This is a genomic window from Aeromonas sp. QDB18 (genome assembly GCF_027705325.1).
GTDB classification, from domain to species: domain Bacteria; phylum Pseudomonadota; class Gammaproteobacteria; order Enterobacterales; family Aeromonadaceae; genus Aeromonas; species Aeromonas caviae.
This window is the reverse complement of the sequence record NZ_JAPDBQ010000001.1, coordinates 1-25,983: the sequence shown is the minus strand read 5'-3', so window position 1 is coordinate 25,983 and position 25,983 is coordinate 1. Positions and strand designations below refer to the sequence as shown.

General features: G+C 63.1%; 18 protein-coding genes and 2 pseudogenes. 12 read left to right on the top strand and 8 right to left on the bottom strand.

The features are described from left to right. Positions 1-3 precede the first annotated feature (3 nt). From bamA to accA, 9 genes are all read left to right on the top strand, one after another. Positions 4-2,427 (top strand): outer membrane protein assembly factor BamA, encoded by a 2,424-nt coding sequence (bamA, locus tag OKC30_RS00100; protein ID WP_029313941.1) that lies wholly within the window; start codon positions 4-6, stop codon positions 2,425-2,427. A 146-nt stretch (positions 2,428-2,573) separates the two neighbouring features. Next, the gene (locus OKC30_RS00095; RefSeq protein WP_029313943.1) at positions 2,574-3,086 is read left to right on the top strand and encodes an OmpH family outer membrane protein; all 513 of its coding nucleotides are present in this window, start codon (positions 2,574-2,576) and stop codon (positions 3,084-3,086) included. Positions 3,087-3,089: 3 nt separating this feature from the next. Continuing rightward, positions 3,090-4,109, top strand: a complete 1,020-nt coding sequence (gene lpxD / locus OKC30_RS00090) for a UDP-3-O-(3-hydroxymyristoyl)glucosamine N-acyltransferase (RefSeq protein WP_039039449.1) — start codon at positions 3,090-3,092, stop codon at positions 4,107-4,109. A 24-nt stretch (positions 4,110-4,133) separates the two neighbouring features. Continuing rightward, complete coding sequence (gene fabZ / locus OKC30_RS00085) at positions 4,134-4,595, top strand: 3-hydroxyacyl-ACP dehydratase FabZ (RefSeq protein ID WP_010673414.1); 462 nt, start codon at positions 4,134-4,136, stop codon at positions 4,593-4,595. 2 nt (positions 4,596-4,597) lie between these two features. Then, positions 4,598-5,389, top strand: coding sequence for an acyl-ACP--UDP-N-acetylglucosamine O-acyltransferase (gene lpxA, locus OKC30_RS00080; protein ID WP_010673415.1), 792 nt, complete (start codon positions 4,598-4,600; stop codon positions 5,387-5,389). Further along, entirely contained in the window at positions 5,382-6,521 is a 1,140-nt protein-coding gene (gene lpxB / locus OKC30_RS00075; protein WP_039039432.1) for a lipid-A-disaccharide synthase, read from the top strand. Before lpxA ends, lpxB begins: the two co-directional genes overlap by 8 nt. Before the next feature lie 78 nt (positions 6,522-6,599). After that, positions 6,600-7,190, top strand: coding sequence for a ribonuclease HII (gene rnhB / locus OKC30_RS00070; RefSeq protein ID WP_039039433.1), 591 nt, complete (start codon positions 6,600-6,602; stop codon positions 7,188-7,190). A gap of 53 nt (positions 7,191-7,243) precedes the next feature. Beyond that, the gene (gene dnaE, locus OKC30_RS00065; protein ID WP_102949240.1) at positions 7,244-10,723 is read left to right on the top strand and encodes a DNA polymerase III subunit alpha; all 3,480 of its coding nucleotides are present in this window, start codon (positions 7,244-7,246) and stop codon (positions 10,721-10,723) included. Between the two features lie 16 nt (positions 10,724-10,739). Beyond that, positions 10,740-11,690 carry an acetyl-CoA carboxylase carboxyl transferase subunit alpha gene (accA, locus tag OKC30_RS00060; protein WP_270661494.1) on the top strand — a complete coding sequence of 317 codons (951 nt, stop codon included), beginning with the start codon at positions 10,740-10,742 and terminating at the stop codon, positions 11,688-11,690. A gap of 300 nt (positions 11,691-11,990) precedes the next feature. Here the strand turns inward: accA and OKC30_RS00055 are convergent, their stop codons facing one another. Both OKC30_RS00055 and OKC30_RS00050 read right to left on the bottom strand, forming a co-directional pair. Then, the gene (locus OKC30_RS00055) at positions 11,991-13,382 is read right to left on the bottom strand and encodes an MATE family efflux transporter (protein WP_069785586.1); all 1,392 of its coding nucleotides are present in this window, start codon (positions 13,380-13,382) and stop codon (positions 11,991-11,993) included. Positions 13,383-13,488: 106 nt separating this feature from the next. Beyond that, the gene (locus OKC30_RS00050; protein ID WP_160837542.1) at positions 13,489-14,394 is read right to left on the bottom strand and encodes a LysR family transcriptional regulator; all 906 of its coding nucleotides are present in this window, start codon (positions 14,392-14,394) and stop codon (positions 13,489-13,491) included. A 496-nt stretch (positions 14,395-14,890) separates the two neighbouring features. Between OKC30_RS00050 and OKC30_RS00045 the strand changes: the two genes are divergently transcribed. Together OKC30_RS00045 and yjeH are read left to right on the top strand one after the other, a co-directional pair. Then, complete coding sequence (locus tag OKC30_RS00045) at positions 14,891-16,183, top strand: HAAAP family serine/threonine permease (RefSeq protein WP_049636279.1); 1,293 nt, start codon at positions 14,891-14,893, stop codon at positions 16,181-16,183. A 342-nt stretch (positions 16,184-16,525) separates the two neighbouring features. After that, positions 16,526-17,806 carry an L-methionine/branched-chain amino acid transporter gene (gene yjeH / locus OKC30_RS00040; RefSeq protein ID WP_041211297.1) on the top strand — a complete coding sequence of 427 codons (1,281 nt, stop codon included), beginning with the start codon at positions 16,526-16,528 and terminating at the stop codon, positions 17,804-17,806. Positions 17,807-18,064: 258 nt separating this feature from the next. Here yjeH and OKC30_RS00035 read toward each other — a convergent pair whose 3' ends face one another. The 4 genes and pseudogenes from OKC30_RS00035 to OKC30_RS00020 form a co-directional block, all read right to left on the bottom strand. Further along, entirely contained in the window at positions 18,065-18,601 is a 537-nt protein-coding gene (locus tag OKC30_RS00035) for a GNAT family N-acetyltransferase (protein ID WP_160839287.1), read from the bottom strand. A gap of 72 nt (positions 18,602-18,673) precedes the next feature. After that, positions 18,674-20,401, bottom strand: a complete 1,728-nt coding sequence (locus tag OKC30_RS00030) for an ABC-F family ATP-binding cassette domain-containing protein (protein WP_270809507.1) — start codon at positions 20,399-20,401, stop codon at positions 18,674-18,676. Between the two features lie 360 nt (positions 20,402-20,761). After that, positions 20,762-21,190 (bottom strand): annotated as a pseudogene (locus tag OKC30_RS00025) (PliI family lysozyme inhibitor of I-type lysozyme); the annotation flags it as partial. Between the two features lie 112 nt (positions 21,191-21,302). Next, complete coding sequence (locus OKC30_RS00020; protein ID WP_160839283.1) at positions 21,303-23,333, bottom strand: M13 family metallopeptidase; 2,031 nt, start codon at positions 23,331-23,333, stop codon at positions 21,303-21,305. 129 nt (positions 23,334-23,462) lie between these two features. Here OKC30_RS00020 and tilS point away from each other — a divergent pair, with 129 nt between their 5' ends. Then, positions 23,463-24,797: a tRNA lysidine(34) synthetase TilS gene (gene tilS / locus OKC30_RS00015; RefSeq protein ID WP_160839281.1), complete on the top strand. Its 1,335-nt coding sequence runs from the start codon at positions 23,463-23,465 to the stop codon at positions 24,795-24,797. Between the two features lie 42 nt (positions 24,798-24,839). On the opposite strand, the gene OKC30_RS00010 is transcribed toward tilS, so the two are convergent. Both OKC30_RS00010 and OKC30_RS00005 read right to left on the bottom strand, forming a co-directional pair. After that, on the bottom strand, positions 24,840-25,766 hold the full coding sequence (locus tag OKC30_RS00010) for a GGDEF domain-containing protein (protein WP_160839279.1): 927 nt from the start codon (positions 25,764-25,766) through the stop codon (positions 24,840-24,842). Positions 25,767-25,844: 78 nt separating this feature from the next. Continuing rightward, a pseudogene (locus tag OKC30_RS00005) lies at positions 25,845-25,983 on the bottom strand (IS630 family transposase); the annotation flags it as partial.

Below are 25,983 nucleotides of genomic sequence, written 5' to 3'. Positions count from 1 at the left end.
AAAATGGCTGTTAAAAAAGCATTGGTGTTGAGTTGCCTGCTGGGGGCCAGCTTCCTGGCTCAGGCTGCCCCGGCCTCTTTTGTGGTGCAAGACATTCAGGTCGAGGGCCTGCAGCGGGTGACCCTGGGTGCCGCCCTGTTGAATCTGCCGGTGCGGGTCGGTGATTCCGTCGACTCCGTGTCCCTGGCGAACGCCATCAAGAAGCTCTATGCCTCCGGCAACTTCGAGGACGTCAAGGTCTATCGCGACGGTCAGGTGCTGCAAGTGGTAGTCAAGGAGCGCCCGACCATCTCCAGCATCGAGTTCTCCGGCAACAAGGATATCAAGGAAGAGCAACTGACCCAGAGCCTGGAATCCTCCGGGATCCGCGTGGGTGATCCGCTGGATCGCACCGTGCTGAGCTCCCTCGAGAAAGGGCTGGAAGATTTCTACTACGGCGTGGGCAAGTACTCCGCCAAGGTCAAGGCCATCGTCACCCCGCTGCCGCGCAACCGGGTCGACCTCAAGTTCACCTTCGTGGAAGGGGAAGCGGCCAAGATCCAGCAGATCAACATCGTCGGCAACAACGTCTTCCCGGAAGAGAAGCTGCTGGCCCAGCTCTCCCTCAAGGACGACGTGCCCTGGTGGAACTTCACCGGCGATCAGCGCTACCAGAAGCAGAAGCTGGCCGGTGACATCGAAGTGCTGCGCTCCTACTACATGGACCGCGGCTACATCCGCTTCACCCAGGAGTCCACCCAGGTCTCCATGACCCCGGACAAGAAGGGGGTCTATGTCACCCTCAACGTCAAGGAAGGGGAGCAGTACAAGGTTTCCGGCATCCAGCTCAAGGGCGACCTCATCGACCGCGGCGGCGAGATGAAGGGCCTCATCCCCATCGAGGCGGGCAGCGTCTACTCCGCCAGTCAGGTGACCCATACCGAAGAGGTGCTCTCCAAGTTCCTCGGCCGTTACGGCTACGCCTATCCGAAAGTGGTCACCTTCCCCCAGATCAACGACCAGACCAAGGAAGTGGAGCTCATCGTCAACGTGGAGCCGGGTCCCCGGGTCTATGTGCGCAACATCAACTTCAGCGGCAACGTCACCACCAAGGACGAAGTGCTGCGTCGCGAGATGCGCCAGATGGAGGGCACCTGGCTCTCCTCCGACAACGTCGAGCAGTCCAAGACCCGTCTCAACCGCCTCGGCTTCTTCGAGACCGCGGAGGTTGACACCAAGCGGGTGCCGGGCAGCGATGACCAGGTCGATCTGGACTTCAAGGTCAAGGAGCAGCCGGCGGGGTCCATCAACGCCGGTATCGGCTACGGCACCGAGTCGGGTCTGAGCCTGCAGGCGGGTCTGCAGCAGGACAACTTCATGGGGACCGGCAAGAAGATCGGCATCAACGCCAGCACCAACGACTACTCCAAGAGCGTCGACCTGAGCTATAACGACCCCTACTTCACCGTGGACGGGGTGAGCCTGGGCGGCCGTCTCTACTACAACAAGTTCAGTGCGGCCGACGCCAACATCGTGGACTACGAGAACACCACCGTCGGTTTCCGTCTCTCCAGCGGCTTCCCGGTCAACGAGAACAACCGTCTCGACTTCAGCCTGGGCTACGAAAACAACAAACTGTCCCAGCCCAACCCCTATGTACAGGTGGACGAGTTCTGGAAGGTCTACAACGGCAATCTGGATGGCGACAACCGCATGGTGTTCAACACCGTGGACGTCACCGCCGGCTGGACCCGCTCCACCCTCAACAAGGGTCAGTTCCCGACCTCCGGTGACCGCCAGCGGGTGAACGCCAAGGTGACGGTGCCCGGCATGGATCTGCAGTACTTCAAGCTCAACGCAGAAGATGCCCACTACTTCCCGTTTGATGCCGATCACAAATGGGTCATGCTGGCCAAGGCCCGTGCCTCCTACGGCGATGGCTACGGCACCAATGGCGATTACGAGCACGTTCTGCCGTTCTTCGAGAACTACTACGCCGGTGGCTTCGACACCCTGCGTGGTTTCAAGAGCAACACAGTCGGTCCGAAGGCGCTCTACTACTACAACTTGAGTGGTAACGACGTCATCCAGGGCACTGACAGCTCGGTCGGGGGCAACGCCCTGGCGGTGGCCTCGCTGGAAATGATCGTGCCGACGCCCTTTGCCTCCGAGACCTATCAGCCCCAGTTGCGGACCAGCTTCTTCATCGACGCCGGTTCCGTGTGGGATACCCACTTCGACTACAGCCAGTATCAGAACCGTTGCTTCAGTGGTTGCAACTATCTGATGGACTACTCCGACCCGAGCAACATCCGGATGTCGACCGGCCTGTCGCTGCAGTGGCTCTCTCCCATGGGCCCGCTGGTGTTCGTGCTGGCAAGACCAATCAAGAAATACGAAGGGGACGACACCGAAGTCTTCTCCTTCAACATCGGCCGTACCTTCTAAGGGGAGCGGACGCCCCCCCGCCATGGCGGGGGAAGCATGATGGGTCGCGCGTTTGCGTGCCTCACCAGGTAACAAGACGATCTCGTGGATCGCTTGCACAATCAGGTAAATCAGGTAGCCCTCGACCGAGGGACCAAGGAGTAAGTGTGAATAAAGCGTTGAAAGTAGCTGGTTTGAGCTTTGCACTGATGGCTGCCGGCATGGGTTCTGCCTTCGCTGAGACCAAGATTGCCGTGGTCGACATGGGCGAAGTCTTCCAAAAGCTGCCCCAGCGTGAAGCCGTTGCCAAGAAGCTGAAGGGCGAGTTCGAGCCGCGCATGCGTGAACTGCAGAAGCTGGAGTCTGACGGTCAGGCACTGGTCGAGAAGTTCAAGAAGGACGAAGCCTTCATGAGCGCCGAACAGAAGAAGCAGAGCCAGGAGAAGCTGGCCAAGCTGCAGATGGAATTCAACCAGAAGCGTCAGGCGTTTGAACAGGACAACGGTCGCCGTCAGTCCGAAGAGCGCAACAAGATCCTGACCAAGGTGCAGGCTGCCATTGACGCCATCGCCAAGAGCAATGGCTACGATCTGGTGCTGGAGCGCAACGCCGCCCCTTATGCAGCCAGCAAGCTGGACATCTCCGGCCAGGTTATTTCTCAGGTTAGCAAGAGCAACTAATTGATGGCATTCACTCTCGCACAGCTGGCCCAGCAACTGGGGGCCGAGGTCCATGGGGATGGGACCCGGGAAATTCGCAAGGTCGCGACACTGGAAAAAGCCGGGGAGGGGGAGATAGCCTTCCTGTCCAACAAGAAGTACCGGCATTTTCTGGAGCAGAGCAAGGCCACTGCCGTGCTCATCACCGAGGCAGACCTGCCGTTTTGCCCCACCAACGCCCTGGTGCTCAAGGACCCCTACGTGGGCTTTGCACGGGTTGCCCAACTGCTGGACACCACCCCGCAGCCGGCCATGGATATCCATCCGAGCGCCGTCATCGCGGCTGACGTGCAACTGGGCGAGAGAGTGGCCATCGGTGCCAATGCGGTGATCGAATCCGGCGTCGTGCTGGGTGACGATGTGCGCATCGGCCCGGGCTGTTTCGTTGGCAAGGATACCCGACTGGGAGCGCGCTCCCGGTTGTGGGCCAACGTCACCCTCTATCACAACGTGACCCTGGGCACGGACTGTCTGGTACAGGCCGGCACCGTGATCGGGGCAGACGGTTTCGGTTATGCCAACGAGCGCGGCGAGTGGATCAAGATCCCCCAGCTTGGTGGCGTGACCATCGGCAACCGGGTCGAGATCGGTGCCTGCACCACCATCGACCGCGGTGCGCTGGAAGATACCCGCATCGCTGACAACGTCATCATCGACAACCAGTGCCAGATCGCCCACAACGTCGAGATCGGCTACGGCACTGCCGTGGCGGGCTCCACCGTGATGGCCGGTAGTCTCAAGGTCGGCAAATACTGTATCATTGGTGGTGCCTCCGTCTTTAACGGGCACATGGAGATCTGCGACCAGGCCACCGTCACCGGCATGGCCATGGTGATGCGTCCCATCACCGAGCCCGGTATCTACTCTTCCGGCATCCCCCTGCAAACCAATAAAGAGTGGCGCAAGACCGCCGCCCGGGTGATGCGTATCGAAGAGATGCACAAGCGGTTGAGCAAGCTTGAGAAAAAGCTGGATCAAGAATAATCACGATTGGTATAGGGTACTGTTTTGACTACTGAAAAGAAGAGCCTGGGCATCCAGGAAATCATGGATCTGCTGCCCCACCGTTATCCGTTCCTGATGGTGGACAAGGTGGAAAACTACGAGATCAGCGATGAGCGCAAGACCCTGCGCGCCATCAAGAACGTCTCGTTCAACGAGCCGATCTTCCAGGGCCACTTCCCGGCCAAGCCGGTCTTCCCCGGCGTGCTGATCCTGGAAGCCATGGCCCAGGCCACCGGTATCCTGGCCTTCACCATGGTGGGCAAGCCGTCCCCCAACGAGCTCTATTACTTTGCCTCCATCGACAATGCCCGCTTCAAGCGCCCGGTGGGTCCCGGCGATCAGCTGGTGCTGGATGTGGAGTTCCTGAAGGAGCGTCGCGGCATCGCCAAGTTCACCGGTGTCGCCACCGTCGACGGTGAAGTGGTCTGTACTGCCGAACTGATGTGCGCCAAGCGCGAGGTATAACCGTGATCGATCAGACTGCCATCATCCACGACACCGCCATCGTCCATGAGTCTGCCGTCATCGGCAAAGGGGTTGAAATCGGCCCCTTCACCGTCATCGGCGCCGAGGTGGAAATCGGTGACAACACCTGGGTGAGCTCCCACGTGGTGATCAAGGGCCCGACCAAGATCGGTCGCGGCAACAAGATCTTCCAGCACACCTCCATCGGTGAGGATTGCCAGGACAAGAAGTACGCCGGCGAGCGCACCTTCCTCGAGATCGGCGACAACAACGTGTTTCGCGAGAACTGCACCGTGCACCGCGGCACCACCCAGGACCAGAGCCTGACCAAGGTGGGTAGCGGCAACCTGTTCATGGTCAACGTTCACGTGGCCCACGACTGCATCATCGGTGACAACTGCATCTTCGCCAACAACGCCACCCTGGCGGGCCATGTGCACATCGGTGACTTCGTGATCTTCGGCGGTCTGTCTGCCATTCACCAGTTCGGCCGCGTCGGCTCCCACGCCTTCGTCGGCGGCTGCGCTGCCCTGAACAAGGACGTGCCGCCCTACGTGATGGCCGCCGGCAACTACGCCAAGCCTTTCGGGGTCAACTCCGAAGGCCTGCGTCGTCGTGGCTTCAGCGCCGAGGCGATCTCTGCCGTCAAGCGCGCCTACAAGGAGATCTTCCGCTCCGGCAAGACCATTGAAGAGGTGTTGCCCGTGCTGAGCGAGATGGCCCAGAGCGAACCTGCCATCCAGCTCTATGTGGATTTCCTCAAGGACAACGAGCGCGGGATCATCCGTGCCTGATCCCATTCGCATCGGCATCGTCGCCGGAGAGACCTCCGGCGACATCCTGGCCGCAGGGCTGGTGCGCGAACTGCAAGCCCGCTACCCGGATGCGCAGTTCGAAGGGATCGCCGGGCCGCGGATGCAGGCTCTCGGCGTGAAGGCGCTGTTCGAGATGGAGGAGCTCTCCGTCATGGGCATCACCGAGGTGCTGGGCCGTCTGCCCCGCATCCTCCAGGTACGCCGCGAACTGCTGCGCCACTTCATCGCCAATCCCCCCGACATCTTCGTCGGTGTGGATGCACCGGATTTCAATATCGGGGTGGAGCTGAAACTGCGCCGCGCCGGTATCAAGACGGTCCACTATGTCAGCCCCTCCGTCTGGGCCTGGCGTCAGGGCCGCATTCACAAGATCAAGGCCGCCACCGACATGGTGCTCGCCTTCCTGCCATTCGAGAAAGCCTTCTACGACCGTTTCGATGCCCCCTGTCGCTTCGTCGGCCACACCATGGCGGACGACATTCCCCTGGTCCCGGATCAAGGGGCGGTGCGCGAGGCCCTCGGCATCGATCCCGCCCGTCGCTGGCTGGCGGTGCTGCCGGGGAGCCGCACGGCGGAAGTGGGCTTCATGGCGCCGGTCTTCCTCGAGGCGTGCAAGCACCTGACGGTTCACAACCCGGATCTCGGTTTCATCGTGCCTCTGGTCAACCAGAAACGGCGCGAGCAGTTCCTCGCCATCAAGGCCGAGGTGGCCCCGGAGCTCGACATGGTGCTGCTGGACGGCCAGGGCCGCGAGGCCATGATTGCCGCCGACGTGGTGATGCTCGCCTCCGGCACCGCGGCCCTCGAGGCCATGCTGGTGAAAAAGCCCATGGTGGTGGGTTACAAGCTCAAACCCTTCAGCTACTTGCTGGCCCAGTGGCTGGTGAAGACGGATTATGTCTCCCTGCCGAACCTGCTGGCGGACAAGATGCTGGTGCCCGAGCTCATCCAGCACGAGTGCACCCCGGCCAACCTGGTGGAAGAGGTGAGCAAGCTGCTGGACCATGACAACAGCGAGCTCATCGCCACCTTCACCCGGTTGCACGAGAAGATCCGCTGCAATGCGGATGTGCAGGCAGCGGAAGCGGTTGCCGCGCTGCTGGAACGCTAGTGGGCTCTGCCTGTGTGTCAGGCGTGATGTTGTGCTGATACTGGCCCTGCGGGGCCGGTTTTGATTCAAGGCTATGAGATGACGATCGATATTCCCGAAGACAAGCTGATTGCCGGGGTGGACGAAGTGGGTCGCGGCCCCCTGGTGGGTGACGTGGTCACCGCCGCGGTGATCCTGGATCCTGCCAATCCCATCCTTGGCCTCGCCGATTCCAAGAAGCTCTCCGAGAAGAAGCGGCTCGCCCTGTTTGGCGAGATCAAAGAGAAGGCGCTGGCCTATGCCATCGGCCGCGCCAGCCCGGCGGAAATCGACGAGCTCAACATCCTGCACGCCACCATGCTGGCGATGCAGCGCGCCGTGGCGGGGCTCAAGGTGACGCCCGAGCTGGTCTTCATCGACGGCAACCGCTGCCCCAGATTGCCGATGGAGGCCCGCGCCGTGGTCAAGGGTGACAGCCTGGTGGCCGCCATCAGCGCCGCCTCCATCCTCGCCAAGGTGACCCGGGACGCCGAGATGACCGAGCTGGACAGCCGCCATCCCGAGTACGGTTTCGCCCGCCACAAGGGCTACCCGACGGCGGAGCACCTCGCCATTCTGGCCGAACGGGGCCCGCTGCCCGAATACCGTCAGAGCTTCAAGCCGGTGCGCCGCGCCCTGGGGATCGAATAACCGATGCCGATCTGTCTGAACGATTTCTGCTTGCGCAATGAGAGGGCGTGACCATGGCTGATCCCCGCTTCATCCACCTGAGGGTGCACTCCGACTTCTCCATGGTCGACGGCCTGCAGAAGATCGGTCCCATCGTCTCCGCAGCCGCCGCCAACAACATGCCGGCCCTGGCCCTGACGGACCAGATGAACATGTGCGGCCTGGTGCGCTTCTACGGCTCTGCCCACGGCAAGGGGATCAAGCCCCTGGTCGGGGCGGATTTCTGGGTGCAGAGCGACGAGCTTGGGGACGAGCAGTTCCGCCTCACCCTGCTCGCCATGGACAACGACGGCTACCAGAACATCACCCTGCTCATCTCCCGCGGCTATCAGCGCGGTCATGTGCAGGGGCGCCCCGTCATCGACAAGGCCTGGCTTGGCGAACATGCCAAGGGGGTGATCGTCCTCTCCGGCGGGCGCGAGGGGGATGTGGGCAAGTTCCTGCTCAAGGGCAACCGCCAGATGGTGGAGCATTGCCTCGCCTTCTACCAGACCCATTTCCCGGATGCCTACTACCTGGAGCTGCTGCGTACCGGCCGCCCGGACGAGGAGGTCTACCTGCACATGGCGGTGGCCATTGCCAGCGAGTTCGAACTGCCGGTGGTGGCCACCAACGAGGTGGTGTTCCTCACCGCCGATGACTTCGATGCCCACGAGATCCGGGTCGCCATCCACGACGGCTACACCCTGATGGACAAGCGCCGACCGCGCCGCTACAGCCCCCAGCAGTACCTGCGCAGTCAGGAGGAGATGGCGGAGCTGTTTGCCGACATCCCGGAAGCCCTGGAAAACACGGTGGAGATCGCCAAGCGCTGCAACGTGACGGTGCGCCTTGGCGAGTATTTCCTGCCCAACTTCCCCACCGGCGACATGACCACCGAAGACTTCCTGGTCATGAAGTCGAAGGAAGGGCTGGAGGAGCGGCTGGCCTTCCTGTTCCCGGATCCGGCGGTGCGGGCCGAGCGTCGTCCCGAGTATGACGAGCGTCTCGACATCGAGCTCAAAGTGATCAACCAGATGGGCTTCCCGGGTTACTTCCTCATCGTGATGGAGTTTATCCAGTGGTCCAAGGACAACGGCATCCCCGTCGGTCCGGGCCGGGGCTCGGGGGCGGGGTCGCTGGTGGCCTATGCCCTCAAGATCACCGACCTGGATCCGCTGGAATTTGACCTGCTGTTCGAACGTTTCCTGAACCCCGAGCGGGTCTCCATGCCCGACTTCGACGTCGACTTCTGCATGGACAGGCGCGACGAGGTGATCGATCACGTCTCCGAGATGTACGGCCGGGAGGCGGTATCCCAGATCATCACCTTCGGCAGCATGGCGGCCAAGGCGGTGGTGCGGGACGTCGGCCGTGTGCTGGGCCACGCCTACGGTTTTGTGGATCGCATCTCCAAGTTGATCCCGCCGGATCCGGGCATGACCCTGGCCAAGGCGTTCGAAGCCGAGCCCAAGTTGCCGGAGCTCTACGAGCAAGACGAGGAGGTCAAGGACCTCATCGACATGGCCCGCCGCCTGGAAGGGGTGGTGCGCAACGCCGGCAAGCACGCCGGTGGCGTGGTGATCGCGCCTACCAAGATCACCGACTTCGCGCCGCTCTATTGCGACGACGAGGGGCATCATCCGGTCACCCAGTTCGACAAGAACGACGTGGAGTACGCGGGCCTGGTGAAGTTCGACTTCCTGGGGCTGCGAACGCTCACCATCATCGACTGGGCCCTTGGCATGATAAACCCCCGTCTTGCCAAAGAGGGCAAGCCGCCGGTCGACATCGCCGCCATCCCCATCGACGACAAGAAGTCGTTCGCCCTCTTGCAGCGCTTCGAGACCACGGCGGTGTTCCAGCTCGAATCCCGCGGCATGAAGGACCTCATCAAGCGGCTGCAGCCCGACTGCTTCGAAGACATGATCGCGCTGGTGGCCCTGTTCCGCCCGGGCCCGCTCCAGTCGGGCATGGTGGACAACTTCATCGAGCGCAAACACGGCAAGGAGGCCATCTCCTACCCGGACGAGAAGTGGCAGCACGAAAGCCTCAAACCCATACTCGAGCCCACCTACGGCATCATCCTCTACCAGGAGCAGGTGATGCAGATCGCCCAGACCCTGGCGGGGTATACCCTGGGTGGCGCGGACATGCTGCGCCGGGCCATGGGCAAGAAAAAACCCGAAGAGATGGCCAAGCAGCGGGCGGGCTTCGAGGAGGGGGCGGTCAAGAACGGCGTCGACGGCGAACTGGCGATGAAGATCTTCGATCTGGTGGAGAAGTTTGCGGGCTACGGCTTCAACAAGTCCCACTCCGCTGCCTATGCGCTGGTCTCTTACCAGACCCTCTGGCTCAAGACCCACTTCCCGGCGGAGTTCATGGCGGCGGTGATGACCGCGGACATGGACAACACCGACAAGATAGTGACCCTGGTGGACGAGTGTCAGCGCATGGGGCTGACCGTGATCCCGCCGGACGTCAACACCGGTCGCTACCGCTTCAGCGTCAACGAGGACGGCCACATCGTCTACGGCATCGGCGCGGTGAAGGGGGTAGGGGAAGGGCCCATCGAGGCGATCCTGGAGGCGCGGGATCGGGACGGTCCGTTCCGCGATCTGTTCGATTTCTGCAACCGGGTCGACATCAAGAAGCTCAACAAGCGGGTGATGGAGAAGCTCATCCTCTCCGGCGCCATGGACAGGCTCGGCCCCCACCGCGCCGCCCTGATGGCGACCCTGGAGGAGGCGATGCGCGCCGCCGAGCAGCACGCCAAGGCCCAGGCGGTGGGGCAGGTCGACATGTTCGGTGTGCTCACCGAAGAGATCGACGACGTCAAGAAGGCGTTCGCCAACGTGCCGCACTGGCCTGACAAGGTGTGGCTGGAAGGGGAACGCGAGACCCTGGGGCTCTACCTCACCGGTCACCCCATCAACCAGTACAGCAGCGAGCTGCGGCGCTACACCTCGGGCCGACTGTGCGATCTGCATCCCACCTCCCGGGATACGGTGACCACGGCGGCGGGGTTGGTGATCGCGGCGCGCAGCATGGTGACCAAGCGCGGCAACAAGATGGGGATCTTCACCCTGGACGACAGATCCGGCCGTCTGGATGTGACCCTTTTCAGTGAAGCGCTGGAAAAATACGAAGAATTGATGCAAAAAGACCGTATTTTAGTGGTTTCTGGACAGGTCAGCTTTGATGACTTCTCCGGTGGCCTTAAAATGTCGGCCCGCGAGTTGCTGGATATCAACGATGCGAGGGAGCGTTTTGCCAGGGCAATCCGCATCTCCCTCGATGAACAACGCATTGACGAGCGCTTTTTCCCGCGTTTGTGCGAGATTTTGGAGCCCGCCCGTGCCGGAGTCTGTCCGGTTCAGGTAAACTATCGTCGCCCCGGTTCCCGGGTGCGATTGACGCTCGGTACCGAGTGGCGGGTGACGCCCACCGATCAACTGATAGATGACTTGCGAGTCCTGCTTGGACGAGAGCGGGTTGAATTGGTTTTTGATTAGAGGATCTATTGTCCCTATGAGTCTTTTTCTGGATTTTGAACAGCCGATCGCCGAGTTGCAGGCACAGATCGATGAACTGCGCCATGTGAGCGAGCAAAACAGTGCCGTGGATCTCAGCGAAGACATTCGCCGGCTGGAGAAGAAAAACGAAGAGCTGACCAAGAAGATCTTCGGCGATCTGGGGGCCTGGCAGGTATCCCAGATGGCACGTCATCCCCAGCGCCCCTACACCCTCGACTACATCGAGCAGATCTTCACCGATTTCGACGAGCTGGCCGGGGATCGCGCCTATGCCGATGACAAGGCCATCGTCGGCGGCATCGCCCGTCTCGACGGCGAGCCCGTGATGATCATCGGTCACCAGAAGGGTCGCGAGACCAAGGAGAAGATCAAGCGCAACTTCGGCATGCCGCGTCCGGAAGGGTACCGCAAGGCCCTGCGCCTGATGGAGATGGCCGAGCGCTTCAAGATGCCGATCATCACCTTCATCGACACCCCGGGTGCCTACCCTGGCGTCGGTGCCGAGGAGCGTGGCCAGTCCGAAGCCATCGCCCGCAACCTGAAAGTCATGGCCGGCCTGACCGTGCCGGTGGTCTGCACCGTGATCGGTGAAGGCGGCTCCGGCGGCGCCCTCGCCATCGGCGTGGGCGATCGGGTCAACATGCTGCAGTACTCCACCTACTCCGTCATCTCCCCGGAAGGGTGCGCCTCCATCCTGTGGAAGAGCGCCGAGAAGGCCTCGGTGGCGGCGGATGCCATGGGCATTACCGCCCAGCGCCTGAAGGAGCTGAAGCTCATCGACAACATCGTCGAGGAGCCCCTCGGTGGTGCCCACCGCGATGTGGAGAAGATGGCCAAGCACCTGAAAGCGCGCATCAAACAGGATCTGGATGCCCTGCGCCCCCTCGACAGCGAGCAACTGCTGGAGCAGCGCTACCAGCGTCTGCTGGGTTACGGCTACTGCTGATCTGGCGCTTCCAATAAAAAGTCCCCGCATGCGGGCAATGCTGTTCAGATAAGCACTTTTTTGACTGATTATTCATAAATTGGATTTGAATTGAGGGGGCAAGGCTGTGTCCAGTCGATCTTCCTCCAGCCTTTATCCAGCGGGGCTTGCAATAGAAAGAGGGAGGCATCATGCCTCCCTCGCTTTTTTGTCCTGATACTACGTGGACTGGAACTCAAATTCTCTTAAGTGAACAGCATTGCCCGCATGCGGGGACTTTTTTTATGGGCGACGTTTGTGGGGGGACGCCGGGGGCGGGTCTCAGGGGGCGGTCAACGCCCGGTGCATGGGGGCGGAAGCACGCCCTCCGGCAGGGCTCAGGGCCCGCCACTCCCGCCACAGCAGCCAGCACAGGGGGGGCGTCAGCAGCAGCACGGTGGCGGGCTGGGCCATCAAGACCCCGTCGCGTCCCCACCAGAGGGGCAGCAGGAAGATGAGGGGCAGCAGCAGCACCGTCTTGGCCACGGAGATGACGAGGGCCTGGCGGGTGCGGGCCATGGCCTGCAACAGCACGATGCCGAACATGACGATCCCCTCCAGGGGCAGGGCAGCGAGGTTGAGGGTCAGGCTGCTGATGGCGGCGGCGAGCAGCTCTGCGTCCTGATCCCCGGTGTAGAGCATGGCGACCGGCTGCGGCAGCAGCTGGACAATCAGCCAGACCCCCAGGCCATAGACCAGGGTGATCTTGAGCCCCATCGCCATCAGGAACTGGAGGTCGCGATGGCGCCCGGCCCCGGCTGCCTGGCTCACCAGGGGCTGGATGCCAAACGCCAGTCCCTGCAGGATGACGATGAAGACTGCCTCCGTGTATCCCGCCACGGTGAAGCCCGCCAGATCCTTGACCGTACCGTGCACCATCAGCTGGCTGTTGTGCAGCAGCAACAGCAGCCCCAGGTTGAACTGGGCGATGAGGCTCGGCAGCCCGGTGAAGAGCAGGCCGGGCATGGCCGGGAAGCGGGGCACCAGCTGGCGCCAGGTCAGCCGCAACCGGGCGTGGCGGGTGAAGAAGTACCCCAGGCCGAGCAGGCTGACCATGGCCTCCGAGAGGAGGGTGGCCTGGGCCGTGCCGGTGAGGCCGAGCCCGAGCCGGCCCACCATTATGTAGTTGAGCAGGATGTTGAGGAGGGCGCCGCCGCTCACCAGTACCATGGCGAGGCGAGGGCGGCCGTCGTTGCGAAGCAGGTAGGGCACCGCCAGGTTGCTGGCGAGCAGCAGGGTGCCACCGCCAATCCAGGTGAGGTAGTCGCTGGCCTGCTGCCAGGTGTCGGTGCCGGGGGCCATTCCCAGGGCCTGCAGGATATCGGTGTGCCAGTGGTGCAGCAGCAGCGGCGCTACCGTGCCCAGGATCAGCAGCAGCCAGAGGGCGCTGACCAGAGCCTGGCGGGCCAGAGCGAGGTTCCTGGCGCCCTGCTGGAAGGAGATGGCGGTGGCGGCCCCCATGGCGATCATGGCGGCGAGGCCGATGAGCACCATGATGACCGGATAGACCAGGTTGATGCCGGCAAGGCCGGCGGCCCCCACGTAGTGGCCGACGAAGATGCCGTCTACCAGGTAGTAGGCGCCGGAGACCAGCATGGCCATGACGGAGGGGAGGGCATAGCCCCAGAAACGGCGGGCCATGGCCCGTTGACGCAGGCGGAAGTAGGCGGACATATCTGTACTCGGGAAAAGGGCCGGAATCGAGCAGACAGTCTAGTTTCTTATGGTTTAATTGATAATCAGGCTTTCATTTGATGAATTGCTGAATAAATTTCATCAATCAACGGATCCTGTGATACTCCTTCAGCATGTCGATCAGGGCTCGCAGCCCTTGCCCCAGCTGGTGCCGGCCCGGATAGAAGAGGTTGAACCCGGCAAAGCTGGGGCTCCAGTCATCCAGCACGCTCACCAGCCGCCCCGATGCCAGGGCGTCGAACACCTCCCCTTCGTGGCAGTAGGCGAGCCCGAGCCCCGCCTCGGCCGCCCCCAGGTAGAGCGCAGGCGTGCTGGTGGTGAGCGGGCCCGTCACTTCGATCTCCAGCAGCTCCCCCTCGGCGGCAAAGGCCCAGCGATAGTGGTGATGGGGCGTGAGCCGGTAGCCGATGCAGTCGTGCTGGCGCAGATCCGAGGGGTGGCGAGGGGTGCCACGCCGCGCCAGATAGTCGGGGGAGCCCACCACCAGATAGCGCTGCTGCGGGCCCAGGGGAACCGAGATCATCTCCTGGGGCAGCAGGTCGCCGTAAAAGAGGGCGGCGTCGTAGCCATCCTCGATGAGGCGGGGCATCAGCTCCAGTTCCTCCACCTCCACCTGCATGCGCGGGTAGCTCACCAGATAGTCGATGAGTACCGGGGCCAGCACCTCCTGGATGGCGGCTCGGGGGGCACAGAGCCTGAGCCTGCCCACGGGTTCGCCCGCGTGGCGCGTCAGCTCCGCCAGCGCCGCCTCCAGCTGCCCCAGGGTTGGCAGCACCTGGGCCAGCAGCCGTTCGCCCGCTTCGGTCGGCACCACGGCCCGGGTGCTGCGATTGAGCAGCCTGACGGCCAGGCGACTCTCCAGCCCTTTGAGGGCATGACTCAGGGCCGAGGCGGAGACCCCGAGCTCGAGGGCGGCCTTGCTGAAACTGCGGTGACGGGCGACGGCGGCAAACACGGCCAGCTCGGCGAGATCGGTGCGGGAGAGGGTCATGGTCGGTACGCAGAAAAGGGGCGGACACAAAGGGTACGCCATGGGGCGACGGGAGACAATCGGGGGGCAATGAGGGGGTTGTGACAAAATTGTTGCGCGTTTCAAGGGTGAGGTGGATCACACCAAAAAGTTTATATGTTAAAAAAAAATCGCAATATGGCGATTCAAGTGTGATCTGAAGCGACGGAAAGGCGATTCCAATCAAACTTTGGTTGATTAATTCAAATAAACGCTGTGATTAATAGGGCCTTTTAACTAGAGTCATCTCATCGGATGAGGTGAGCGTTATCCCGTTGTTAACGAGCGAGCACGATCCCCTCTGTATTACGACTCCCCGCCCGTGTTTGTTGCAATCAGGTTGCCACAGGGAGTGGCGGCCGGATGGCCGGGGCGGAGGAACAAACAGGACGAATAGCTGGAGTTCCAGGGAAAGGAACCGGGCCCAGGCCCACTGACAAGTTAAGATCCCACTTTCCTTGATGACAGGAATACCCCTATGTCTGACATGAACATTGCAGTTGAAGGCAGCTTGAGCAAAGCCTCCTCCCGTGGCATCAACAAGGCCGACGTGGTCTGGATGCTGGGTCTGTACGGTACCGCCATCGGCGCCGGTGTCCTCTTCCTGCCGATCAATGCCGGTGTCGGTGGCCTGTGGCCGCTGGTCGCCATGCTGATCCTGGCCCTGCCGCTGACCTTCTTCGCCCACCGTGGCCTGACCCGCTTCGTGCTGTCCGGCTCCACCCGTGACGGCGACATCACCGAGGTGGTGGAAGAGCACTTCGGCAAGACCGCAGGCAAGTTCATCACCCTGCTCTACTTCTTCGCCATCTACCCCATCCTGCTGATGTACTCCGTGGCCATCACCAACACCGTCGAGAGCCTGATGGTGCACCAACTGGGTATGACGGCACCTCCCCGTGCCATCCTCTCCCTGGTGCTGATCCTGGGTCTGATGGCGATCGTTCGTCTGGGCGGCCAGGTCATCGTCAAGGCGATGAGCGTGCTGGTCTTCCCGTTCGTGGTCACTCTGATGGGCCTGGCGCTCTACCTGATCCCGCACTGGAACGGTGCCATCATCACCGAAGCCCCGGCGCTGGGTGAGGCCTTCAATGGCGACTTCATCAAGACCCTGTGGCTGGCCATCCCGGTGATGGTGTTCTCCTTCAACCACTCCCCGATCATCTCCTCCTTCGCGGTGGACAACAAAGGCCGCTACGGCGCCAACGCCGAGAAGAAGTGCAGCAACATCCTGCTGGGCGCCCACGTCATGATGGTGATGACGGTGATGTTCTTCGTGTTCAGCTGCGTGCTGAGCCTCTCCCCGGCTGACCTGGCGGCGGCCAAGGAGCAGAACATCTCCATCCTCTCCTACCTGGCCAACCACTTCGACAACCCGGTGATCGCCACCGTGGCACCGCTCATCGCCATGGTTGCCATCAGCAAGTCCTTCCTGGGTCACTACCTGGGTGCGCAAGAGGGCATGAACGGCCTGATGGCCAAGTCCCTGCGCGAGAAGGGCAAGAACGTCGACGTCAAGCAGCTGAACAAGGTGACCGCGGTCTTCATGATCCTGACCACCTGGGCCGTGGCCACCATCAACCCGAGCATCCTCGGCATGATTGAAGATCTGGGCGGCCCCATCATCGCCATGCTGCTCTTCCTGATGCCGATGTACGCCATCGCCAAGGTGCCGGCCATGCGCAAATATGCCGGCAACCTCAGCAACGGCTTCGTCACCCTCATCGGCCTCATCGCCATGTCCGGTATCATCTACAAGCTGATTGCCTGATGACAGCGTTCATCCCTGTGAGAAAGCCGCCCCCCGGGGCAATGCTGTTCAGATAAGCACTTTTTTGACTGATTATTCATAAATTGGATTTGAGTTGAGGGGGCAAGGCTGTGTCCAGTCGATCTTCCTCCAGCCTTTATCCAGCGGGGCTTGCAATAGAAAGAGGGAGGCATCATGCCTCCCTCGCTTTTTTGTCCTGATACTACGTGGACTGGAACTCAAATTCTCTTAAGTGAACAGCATTGGCCCCCCGGGGCGGTTTTTTTATGGGCACAAATGCTTAACAAAGCGGTGGTGGCGGCCTAACATGGCGGGATGTTTTTCTAGACGGGACAACAGGATATGTCTGGGTTGAAAAAGGATCTCGGGCTCTGGCAGGGGATGGGGCTGCTCGCCACCTCCCTGCTCGGTACCGGGATCTTCGTGGTACCGGCCACCGCCGCCTCGCTGGCGGGAGGGGCGTCGCTGTGGGCCTGGTTGCTGCTGATTGCCCTGGTGCTGCCCATCGCCTTTACCTTCGCCCGCCTCGGGCGGCGTTATCCCCACGCGGGGGGCGCCCCCCATCTGATTGGCCTCGCCTTTGGCAACGGCGCCGAGCGCTTCTCCGCTTTCCTGTTTCTGGCGGTGCTGCCGGTGGGCCTGCCTGCCGCCCTCACCATCGCCGCCGGTTTCTGGCACGCCCTGTTCGACATGGGGGAGTGGACCCTCTGGGGTATCCAGCTGCTCACCCTGCTCGGGGTCTTTCTGCTGGGGCTGCGGGGAGCGCGCTCCTCCGGCAACCTGCAACTGCTGATCGCCCTGGCCATTCTGGGGCTCACCCTGCTTATCTGGGTCAAGGGGGATCTCAGCTGGCGCGATGCCGCCCAGCCTCTGCCAACGGCGAGCGAATGGCCCGCCATGGGCTCGGCGCTGGCGGTGATGTTCTGGTGTTTCGTGGGGCTCGAGGCCTTCGCCCACATGGGGGAGGAGTTCAAGCGGCCAGAGCGGGACTACCCCCTTGCCCTGCTGGGGGGCGTGCTGCTGGCGGGGCTCATCTACTGGGTTCACTCGCTGGTGGTGCTCAAATATGACCTCTACGGGGACGAGGCGACCAATGCCACCGCCATTCCGGCCCTGCTCTCCCTGTTGTTCGGCCCCACCGCCAAGTGGCTGGTGGCGGTGCTGGGCTATCTCTCCTGCTTCGCCAGCATCAACATCTACCTGCAAGGTTTTGCGCGCCTTATCTGGAGCATGGCGCGGGAGGGCAAACTGCCGGTCTCCCTCTCTCGCCTCTCGGCCCGGGGCGCTCCCCTGCATGCCCTTGCCTGGGTGCTCGCCATCTGTTTCGTCTCCATCACCCTGATCCTCTGGCTGCGTCTGCCCCTCGATGCGCTGATCCGCTACGCCAATGGCAACTTCGTGCTGGTCTATCTGCTCTGCATGGCGGCCGGCTGGCGCTTGTTGTCGGGGACCGGCAAGGGGCTGGCGGGCCTCAGCGTGCTGCTCTGCACCCTGGTGCTGCTGGCCCTCGCCACTCAGGTGCTCTATGCCGTCGTGCTGAGCCTGGGGTATGGCGGCTTCTCCCTGTGGCGGCGCAGACGCCGCCGCTCGGCGTCCGATGAGGGTGTCTGCGCCATCAAGTAACTCCCGAAAAAAGCCCCGCAGTGCGGCAATGCTGTTCACTTAAGAGAATTTGAGTTCCAGTCCACGTAGTATCAGGGCTAAAAATGAGGGAGGCATGATGCCTCCCTCTTTCTATTGCAAGCCACGCTGGATAAAGGCTGAAGGAACATCGACTGGAAACAGCCTTGCTCCCCCAACTCAAGTCGCATTTATGAATAATTAGTCAAAAATGTGCTTATCTGAACAGCATTGCCGCAGTGCGGGGCTTGTTGTTGCGGGTCACAGGCTGGCGGGCAGGTCGCTGCGCAAGATGGCGTAGTGGCGCAGGGAGATGAATCCATCCCCCTTGCGCTCGCACTCCCGCGCCGTGCCCTCGTAGTGAAAACCGGCCCGCTCCAGCAGGCGGGCGGAGGGGCGGTTGGGCTCCTCCACCACTGCCAGCAGCCGGTGCAGGTCGGTGGTGCGGTAAGTGAGCGGCAGCCAGAGTTGCAGCGCCGCGCTCATCACCCCCTTGCCCCAGTGTTCGGGATAGAGCCAGTAGCCCAGCTCGGCACACCGGTGAGTCGGGTCGGCATCGTTGTAGCCGATGGCCCCCAGCGGTTCGCCCGTGTGCCGGTCGCGAATGAGGTGCCAGGCGCCACGGCCGGTGCGGGTCAGCTCGGCATACCAATCCATCTGTGCCCGGCATGCCGCCAGGCTGTCGTAGCTGACGCCGTAGTAGGCGACGACCTGGGGATCGGAGAGGCCGCGATAGATGTGAGGCAGGTCGGTGTCGGTGACGGGATCCGGCCTGATGTGGGGTGGTGCTGATGTCATGATGACTCCTTGCGGCCAGCCGTGGCTGGCCGCGTGTGTTGCGTAACAAGAGATGGATGATCCGGGCTGGCGTCAGGCAAACCCGAGCCGCTCGGCAAGGCGCGCCAGCTCGTCACGCCACTGCTGCTGCAGGCGCGGGGTCTGGTGCCTGGGCTTGCGGGCCAGATCGGCGGCGAGCAGGGCATCGAGCTCATACCAGCGCGCCAGCAGCGCCTCTTCGTCATCCCCCGTGGAGGCCGCGGTCTGCGGGTCACCTGATCGAGCCGGGCTGCCCGCCTGCGGCAAGGGGGCATCGCCCAGCAGCTCGGCATAGGCCCGCGCGGCACTGTGGGCCTCCTGGATGCGCCCGTCCTTTATCAGCCAGAAGCGGTTGCAGCTGCGCTCGATCAGCTCCCGGTCGTGGGAGACCAGCAGCACGCCCCCGGGGAAGGCCGCAATGGCGTCGGCCAGCTCCTCCTTGCCCGCCAGATCCAGGTGATTGGTGGGTTCGTCGAGCCAGAGCATGTGGTGGCTGCCGAGGGACAGGGCGAGGAACAGCAACCGTGCCCGCTCGCCCCCGCTCAGGGTGTGCACCTGCTGGCCGTGGCGGGCATAGGGGAAGCCTGCCCGGATCAGCGCCTGTCGCCGCGTCACCTCAGGCAGAGGGGCCAGGGGGTACAGCGCGTCGCTCAGGGTGGCGTCGTCAGCCAGCTGCTGCAGGGACTGATCGTAATAGGCGATGCTCGCGCCGGGGTGGCAGTACCAGCCCGCCTGCGGACTCAGGTCTGTCAGTTCGCGCCAGTACTGGCGCAGCAGGGAGGACTTGCCGGTGCCGTTGGCACCGAGCAGGGCGACCCTGTCCCCGGCCCGCAGCCAGAGTCCCTCGGCACGCAGCAGCGGTGGCAGTGCCGGTGCCGGCGATACGTCGAGGGCCTCCAATCGCAGCAGGGTGTCGGCAGGCAGGCTCACTCCGCGCAGCTCGAGCCGCCAGGGGGCCAGCGCCGCCACCTGGCTCTGCTCCTCCTGCAGGCGGGCGATGCGTTTTTCCATGGACTTGGCCTGGCGCACCAGCTTCTCGTTGTCATGCTCCCGCCCCCAGATGGCGAGGCGCTTGCTGCTGGCGCTCAGGCGGTCTATCTCCTTTTGCTCGTCCGCCCGGCGCAGGCGGGCCTGCTCATCCTCGGCAGCCAGCGCCGCCCTGGCCTGGCTGCAGGGCAGGGCGAAGCGCTGCAACTGGCCGTCTCGCAGGATCAGGGTCTGAGCCGTGACGCGGTCCAGCAGGCGAGCGTCGTGGGAAACCAGCACGAAGGCGCCGCGCCAGCCCAGCAGAAACTGCTCGAGCCAGAGCAAGGCGGGCAAGTCCAGGTGGTTGCTGGGCTCATCGAGCAGCAGCAGGTTGGGTTGGCGCAGCAGAGCGCGCCCTATCTGCAGCCGGCTGTGCTGGCCACCGCTCAGTGCACTGACCGGCAACGTGGCCTGGGCCTCCAGCTGCAGTTCGGCCAGCAGCTTGTCCACCTGCCATTCGGCGGCGGGGTCGTTGCCCAGGGCATCCAGCAGCACGGCGCGGGTGCTGAGGGTGGAAAGCCCGGCGGGCAGTTGCTGGGCCACGAACTCGCAGCGGCAGGCGGCGGCCTGCACGACCCGGCCGGCCTGGGGCGTGCGCTCGCCCGCCAGCAGCGCGAGCAATGTGCTCTTGCCGCAGCCTTTGGCGCCAATCAGGCCGAGTCGGTCGCCTGCGCGAATGCCGAGTTCGAGGTGGTCAAATAAGGGAAGGTGCCCCGCACTCATCTGCAGGGAATGGGTACTCATCAGGGTTGTCATGCTCTTGCTCTCTTAAATCGCGGGATAGGAAATCCCTGTCATCAGGAGCGCTGGCGACAACGGCAGAGTCGAGAAAGGTCTCGGTATGGAAGGGAGTCGGCTTTGCTCGAACCCGCTATCGCAGCGCGATGGTATGCAGGCAAGAGCACTTGAATGTGCCGAACAGGCGAGCCGAGAACATCGGACACGCTTGGATAACCATTTTTTACCTCCTTGTGTTTCGTTATGGCAGGGTGCGGCGATTATAGGCACAGAAAAAAACAGGCGTCCATCCGCCCTGTGGGGGGCCGTGGGCACCGCATCGGTAGGTGCGGGGTAAAAAAACGCCCCGTGATACGGGGCGTGGGGGTTGTCAGTCGCGGGGGTCTTGAGGGCCTCAATCACATCGTCACTGGGGGCCAGTCCCTCCACGTGGTTGAAGCTCTCCACCCCCTCCTGGGGATTGATGGTGAGGGCGTCGGCGCTCAGGTAGCTGCCGCTGCCGGCGCTCTCCACCACGACGATGACTTCAGGCTGCTTGTCGCCGTTGAGATCCAGCAGCTTGATTTCCTTGATGCTGCCATCGCGCGGCAGCACCTTGCCGTCGATGAACTGATCCAGCGGAAACTGGGGGTTGGCACCGGAGTAGAGGCGCACGTCGTAGCTGCCGGTGGAGGCAGGCTCGCCGCGCCCTTCGCTGACGGTCACCACCTGGCCGGAGGGAAGTGTCAGCTGTTTGAAGAAGCCGTCCGCCGCCTGGCTGGCGAGGGGCAGGCTGAGCAGGCCGAGAGTAAGTAATAAGGCTTTCATGGAGAGGACCCTTGTTGCTGCTTGTGTGTCTGTGACGGGCAGGGGACGCTTCCCTGCCACGTCGGAAGCGGGCAGGGTGCCGCTGGTCGGCCGCCCCCTGCCCGGGTTGTCATCACCATATCTTGACCCGTTTGGCCGGGTCCAGATAGAGCTTGTCGCCGGGCTGGATCTTGAACGCCTCGTAGAAGGCGGGGATGTTCGGTACCACGCCGTTGACCCGGTATTCCGGCGGCGAGTGGGGATCCGAGGCGAGCAGCATCTGCATCAGCTCGGGGCGATACATGCCCTTCCACACCTGGGCCCAGCCGAGGAAGAAGCGCTGCTCGCCGGTAAAACCGTCCAGCACCGGGGCCTCCTTGCCATCCAGGGAGAGCAGGTAGGCCTTGTGGGCGATGGTGAGGCCGCCGAGATCGCCGATGTTCTCCCCCAGGGTAAACTGGCCGTTGACGTACTGTCCCTTGATGGGCTCGAAGCGGTTGTACTGGGCCACCAGCCGGCTGGTGCGGAAGCGAAACTCCTTGAGATCCGCCGGCGTCCACCAGTCACGCATCACGCCGTCACCGTCGGATTTGGCCCCCTGATCATCAAAACCGTGGCCCATCTCGTGGCCGATCACCCCGCCGATGGCGCCGTAGTTGACCGCATCGTCCGCCGTCATGTCGAAGAAGGGGGGCTGCAAAATGGCGGCCGGGAAGACGATCTCGTTGTTGCTCGGGTTGTAGTAGGCGTTCACCGTCTGGGGCGACATGTGCCACTCGTCCCGATCGACCGGCTTGCCGAGGCGCGCCAGGTTGTCAGCGTATTCGAAGGCGCGGGCCCGCTGCAGGTTGCCCACCAGATCGTCGGGGCGAATGGTGATGGCGCTGTAGTCCTTCCACTTGTCCGGGTAGCCTATCTTGGGTCTGAACTTGGCGAGCTTCTCGAGGGCCTGGGTCTTGGTGGCCGGGGACATCCAGTCCAGCTCCTGGATGCTCTGGCCGTAGGCGGTGCGCAGGTTCTCCACCAGCTGCTCCATACGGGCCTTGGCCGCAGGCGGGAAGTAGCGCTCGACATAGAGCTTGCCCACCGCCTCCCCAAGATTGTTGTCCAGTACCCCAAGGGCCCGCTCCCAGGGGGCGCGCTGCTTGGGCGTGCCGCTAAGAGCGGTGCCGAAGAAGGCAAAATTCTGGGCATCGGTCTGGCTGTCGAGGTAGGGGGCGTAATCGGTGATGAGCTGCCACTTGAGGTAGGCCTGCCAGTCAGCGACCGGGGTCTGCTGCATCACCTCGTTCAGGGCCGAGAGGTAGGTGGGCTGGCCGATGACCAGGCTCTGCTGCCCCGCAAGGCCAGCCTGGGCCAGGTAGGCGTCCCAGTCGATGGCGGGGGCGAGGCGCCCCAGCTCGCTCACCGGCCCCTTGTTGTAGTTCTTCTCTCTGTCTCGCAGGGCCACGTTGTCCCACTGGATCTGGGCGAGCCTGGTCTCGAGGGCCAGGATGCGTTTCGCCTTGGCCTGGGCATCCGTCTCACCGAAGCGGGTCAGCATGGCGGCGATGTGTTGCTCGTACTTGTGCAGCAGCGCCTGGCTGTTGGGGTCGCGCTTGAGGTAGTAGTCCCGATCCGGCAGGCCGAGGCCGGCCTGGTAGAGGTAGACGGCATAGCTGTCAGGGGCCTTGGCGTCGGCGTCAATCCAGAAACCGAAGGGGGAGCCGCCACCGGTGCGGGCGCTCTGGGCGAAGGCCCGGGCGAGATCCTGCGGTGTGCGGATCTGCTCTATCTCGCTCAGCATCGGCAGCAGGGGCGTGGTGCCCTTGGCGTTGCGGGCGGCCTGATCCAGATAGCTCTGGTAGAGGTCGTGGATCTGCTGGGCCGGGGTGCCGGCAGCGGCTTTGCCATCCAGCCCCTCCACCAGCACTCGCACGTCCGCCAGGGATTTGTCCCGCAGCAGGTAGAAGGCGCCGTCGGCGGGCCTGTCATCGGGGATCTTGGCCGTGGCGAGCCAGTGGCCGTTCACGTAGCGGAAGAAGTCGTCACCAGGCTTGACGCTGGTGTCCATGTTGGCCAGCGCAAGGCCGGAGTGTTTGTCCGGTTGGCTCGGTGCCTGACTGCAACCGGCCAGCAGGGCCAGCCCGACGAGGGTGGCCAGGATGTGTTTCTTGTTGTTCATTATGGTTTTATTCCAATTCGGGTTATATGGCTTCCTTGCCCACGCAGGGAGCGATTCACTCTAGCAGCCGGGTTAGCGCTTGATAAGCCCGACTCTGCTAAGATCGGCCTGGTCGTATTGGGGAAGCCTATGATTTCTCGTATTTATTCTCGTTTTTGTCAGACCCTGCCCGCGCCGGAAGGTTCCCGCGGTCTGCTGGTGGCTTTCAGCGGCGGGCTCGACTCCACCGTCTTGCTGGTGCTGGCGGCCCGTTTTGCACGCGCCCACGGCCTCGCCCTGAACGCCCTGCACGTTCATCACGGCCTGAGCCCACATGCCGACCACTGGGTGGCTCACTGCGAAGGGGTGTGCCGGCAACTGGCGGTGCCCCTCATCGTGGAGCGGGTGCAGCTCTGTCGGGGCAACGGGGAGAGCCTGGAGGCCCAGGCGCGGGCGGCGCGTTATGAGCGACTCGCCGCCCACCTGGGGGAGGGGGAGTGGCTGCTCACCGCTCACCATCAGGACGATCAGCTGGAGACCCTGCTGCTGGCGCTCAAGCGGGGTGCCGGTCTGCGCGGGCTGGCGGGTATGGTGGCGAGCCAGCCTTTTGCCGCAGGCCATCTGTTGCGCCCCTTGCTCGATATGAGCCGGGCCGAGCTGGCGCAAGCCGCACAGTCACTTCCTTATGGCTGGGTAGAGGATGAGAGCAACGAGGACCCGAGCTATGACCGCAACTTCCTGCGCCAGCAGATTATTCCCCTGCTCAAGGACCGCTGGCCCGCCATGGCCCGGACGACGGCGCGCACCATGGCCCTGTGCGCCGAGCAGGAGGCGCTTATCAGCGAGCTGGCCGAGGCGGATTGGCAGGCGGTGGGTGAGGGAGAAGGGCTGCGCATTGACGGACTCCTCTCCCTCTCCCCCGTGCGGCGCAACAACCTGCTGCGCCACTGGATCCGCCGCCAGGGGGGAGAGATGCCCTCCCGCGAGCTGCTGGGCCTGCTGTGGCAGGAGGTGGCGCTGGCGCGCGATGACGCCAACCCCAGGCTGAGCCTGCAAGGGTTGGCGTGCCGCCGCTATCAGGGGCGCCTGTACCTGATAGCGCCAGATCTCGCCCCCCGCGAGGAGGTGCTGCCCATCCGGATGGAAGAGACGCTCACCCTGCCGGACGGGCTCGGGCAGTTCAGGCTCTGGAGAACGGATGGCGAAGGGTTGCGGACACCGAGGGGGGACGAGCTGCTCTCGGTGCGTTTTCAGGTCGCCCCCGGCGTCATGCTGAAACCGGTGGGGCGGGTGGGCAGTCGGCGGCTCAAGAAGCTGCTGCAAGAGTACGGGGTGCCCTCCTGGCAGCGGGGGCGCATTCCCATCCTCTACTACGGTGAACAGGTGGCTCTGGTGGCCGGGCTCTTTGTCTGCGACGGATTTCTGGCGCCAGAAGAGGGGGTGGCGTGGGAGTGGCGGCCCCCCGTCCCCCAGGATGCGGATTGACATCGCAGAGTGACAGGGGGCCGGGAGGGGAAGGGGGATGCCCTATTCGGGCAGGCCGGAGCTCCCGGCTTTCTTGCGGGCGTAGAGATGGGTATCGGCCGTCTCGTAGAGGCGCTGCACATCCATGCCAGACTGCCAGCTGGCGGCTCCCAGGCTGCACCCCACAGAGAAGGCGCTGAGCTCCTTGTGGCTGTGGAGCACATGTTGCAACCGCAGCCAGACCGGGCGCCAGGCCTCGGGGTCCGCTGGTTGCAGCAGCAGGGCAAACTCGTCCCCGCCGAGGCGAAACGCCTGATCCGTCCCGCGAATGCACCCCTGCAGCAACTGGGCGAAGCGGCTTAGCACCAGGTCGCCCACCGGGTGGCCCCAGGTGTCATTGACCTGCTTGAATCTGTCGAGATCCAGCAGCACCAGCACCAGGCCGTGGGGTTCCCGGCTGTGTTGCTCCACCGCCCGGCCAATGGCCTCGTCGAAGTAGGCGCGATTGCCAAGCCCGGTCAGGTGGTCTAGCCGCACCTGCTGCTCCAGCCGATCCAGCCGCAGATAGAGGGGCAGGGGGAGGCTGAACAGCTGATGATATTGCTCAAGCAACCGCCTCTGGCCGTCGCTCAGAGGGTGCTCCAGCTCGTAGTGCAACTGGCCGAGCAACTGCTCGTGTCGTCCCCGCAGCTCGAAGCGATAGGCATGCAGGGTCAGCCTGGCCTGGGGCGGGTGCGAGATGAGGGGGTGGGGCTGGCCACAGTCGAACTGGAGCGAGTGGATCCGGACAATGTTTGCCACCCGCTCGGCAAAGATTGCCAGCAGGGCGTCAAGATCCCGTTGCCCCAGCAACTGCTCTATCTGCTGATAGCGGTCCTGCCCGGTCAAGGGCGCAAGCCGCTCCATCTGCTGTACCCACTGCTCTATGCCATGTCCGAAGCCGTTCAATGACGATGTGTTTTCCACGTTACAGCCCTTACACCTCTCCATTCATTGCACAGGCTCTTGCAAGCCCTGTGCCTAAAATATGTCCGATGAAAAACAAGGGGGCTGGCTAAATAGCTGATCCTAATTTCGCTCCAGTTGCATAAGCCCATGTCCATTACCGGGGAACGGGGCGGCATGATCCAGGAAGTAGAACACGCGACGTAATAACTCACCCAATGTGCGGCATTGGTGGTTCCGGGTGATCGTTTCATGGAGGGCA

What these genes read in the sequence shown, in the direction of transcription:
- bamA (WP_029313941.1), top strand. Translation starts at nt 4, where the DNA reads ATGGCTGTTAAAAAAGCATTGGTGTTGAGTTGCCTGCTGGGGGCCAGC.
- lpxD (WP_039039449.1), top strand. Translation starts at nt 3,090, where the DNA reads ATGGCATTCACTCTCGCACAGCTGGCCCAGCAACTGGGGGCCGAGGTC.
- rnhB (WP_039039433.1), top strand. Translation starts at nt 6,600, where the DNA reads ATGACGATCGATATTCCCGAAGACAAGCTGATTGCCGGGGTGGACGAA.
- dnaE (WP_102949240.1), top strand. Translation starts at nt 7,244, where the DNA reads ATGGCTGATCCCCGCTTCATCCACCTGAGGGTGCACTCCGACTTCTCC.
- accA (WP_270661494.1), top strand. Translation starts at nt 10,740, where the DNA reads ATGAGTCTTTTTCTGGATTTTGAACAGCCGATCGCCGAGTTGCAGGCA.
- OKC30_RS00055 (WP_069785586.1), bottom strand. Translation starts at nt 13,382, where the DNA reads ATGTCCGCCTACTTCCGCCTGCGTCAACGGGCCATGGCCCGCCGTTTC.
- OKC30_RS00050 (WP_160837542.1), bottom strand. Translation starts at nt 14,394, where the DNA reads ATGACCCTCTCCCGCACCGATCTCGCCGAGCTGGCCGTGTTTGCCGCC.
- OKC30_RS00045 (WP_049636279.1), top strand. Translation starts at nt 14,891, where the DNA reads ATGTCTGACATGAACATTGCAGTTGAAGGCAGCTTGAGCAAAGCCTCC.
- yjeH (WP_041211297.1), top strand. Translation starts at nt 16,526, where the DNA reads ATGTCTGGGTTGAAAAAGGATCTCGGGCTCTGGCAGGGGATGGGGCTG.
- OKC30_RS00035 (WP_160839287.1), bottom strand. Translation starts at nt 18,601, where the DNA reads ATGACATCAGCACCACCCCACATCAGGCCGGATCCCGTCACCGACACC.
- OKC30_RS00030 (WP_270809507.1), bottom strand. Translation starts at nt 20,401, where the DNA reads ATGACAACCCTGATGAGTACCCATTCCCTGCAGATGAGTGCGGGGCAC.
- OKC30_RS00020 (WP_160839283.1), bottom strand. Translation starts at nt 23,333, where the DNA reads ATGAACAACAAGAAACACATCCTGGCCACCCTCGTCGGGCTGGCCCTG.
- tilS (WP_160839281.1), top strand. Translation starts at nt 23,463, where the DNA reads ATGATTTCTCGTATTTATTCTCGTTTTTGTCAGACCCTGCCCGCGCCG.
- OKC30_RS00010 (WP_160839279.1), bottom strand. Translation starts at nt 25,766, where the DNA reads ATGGAGAGGTGTAAGGGCTGTAACGTGGAAAACACATCGTCATTGAAC.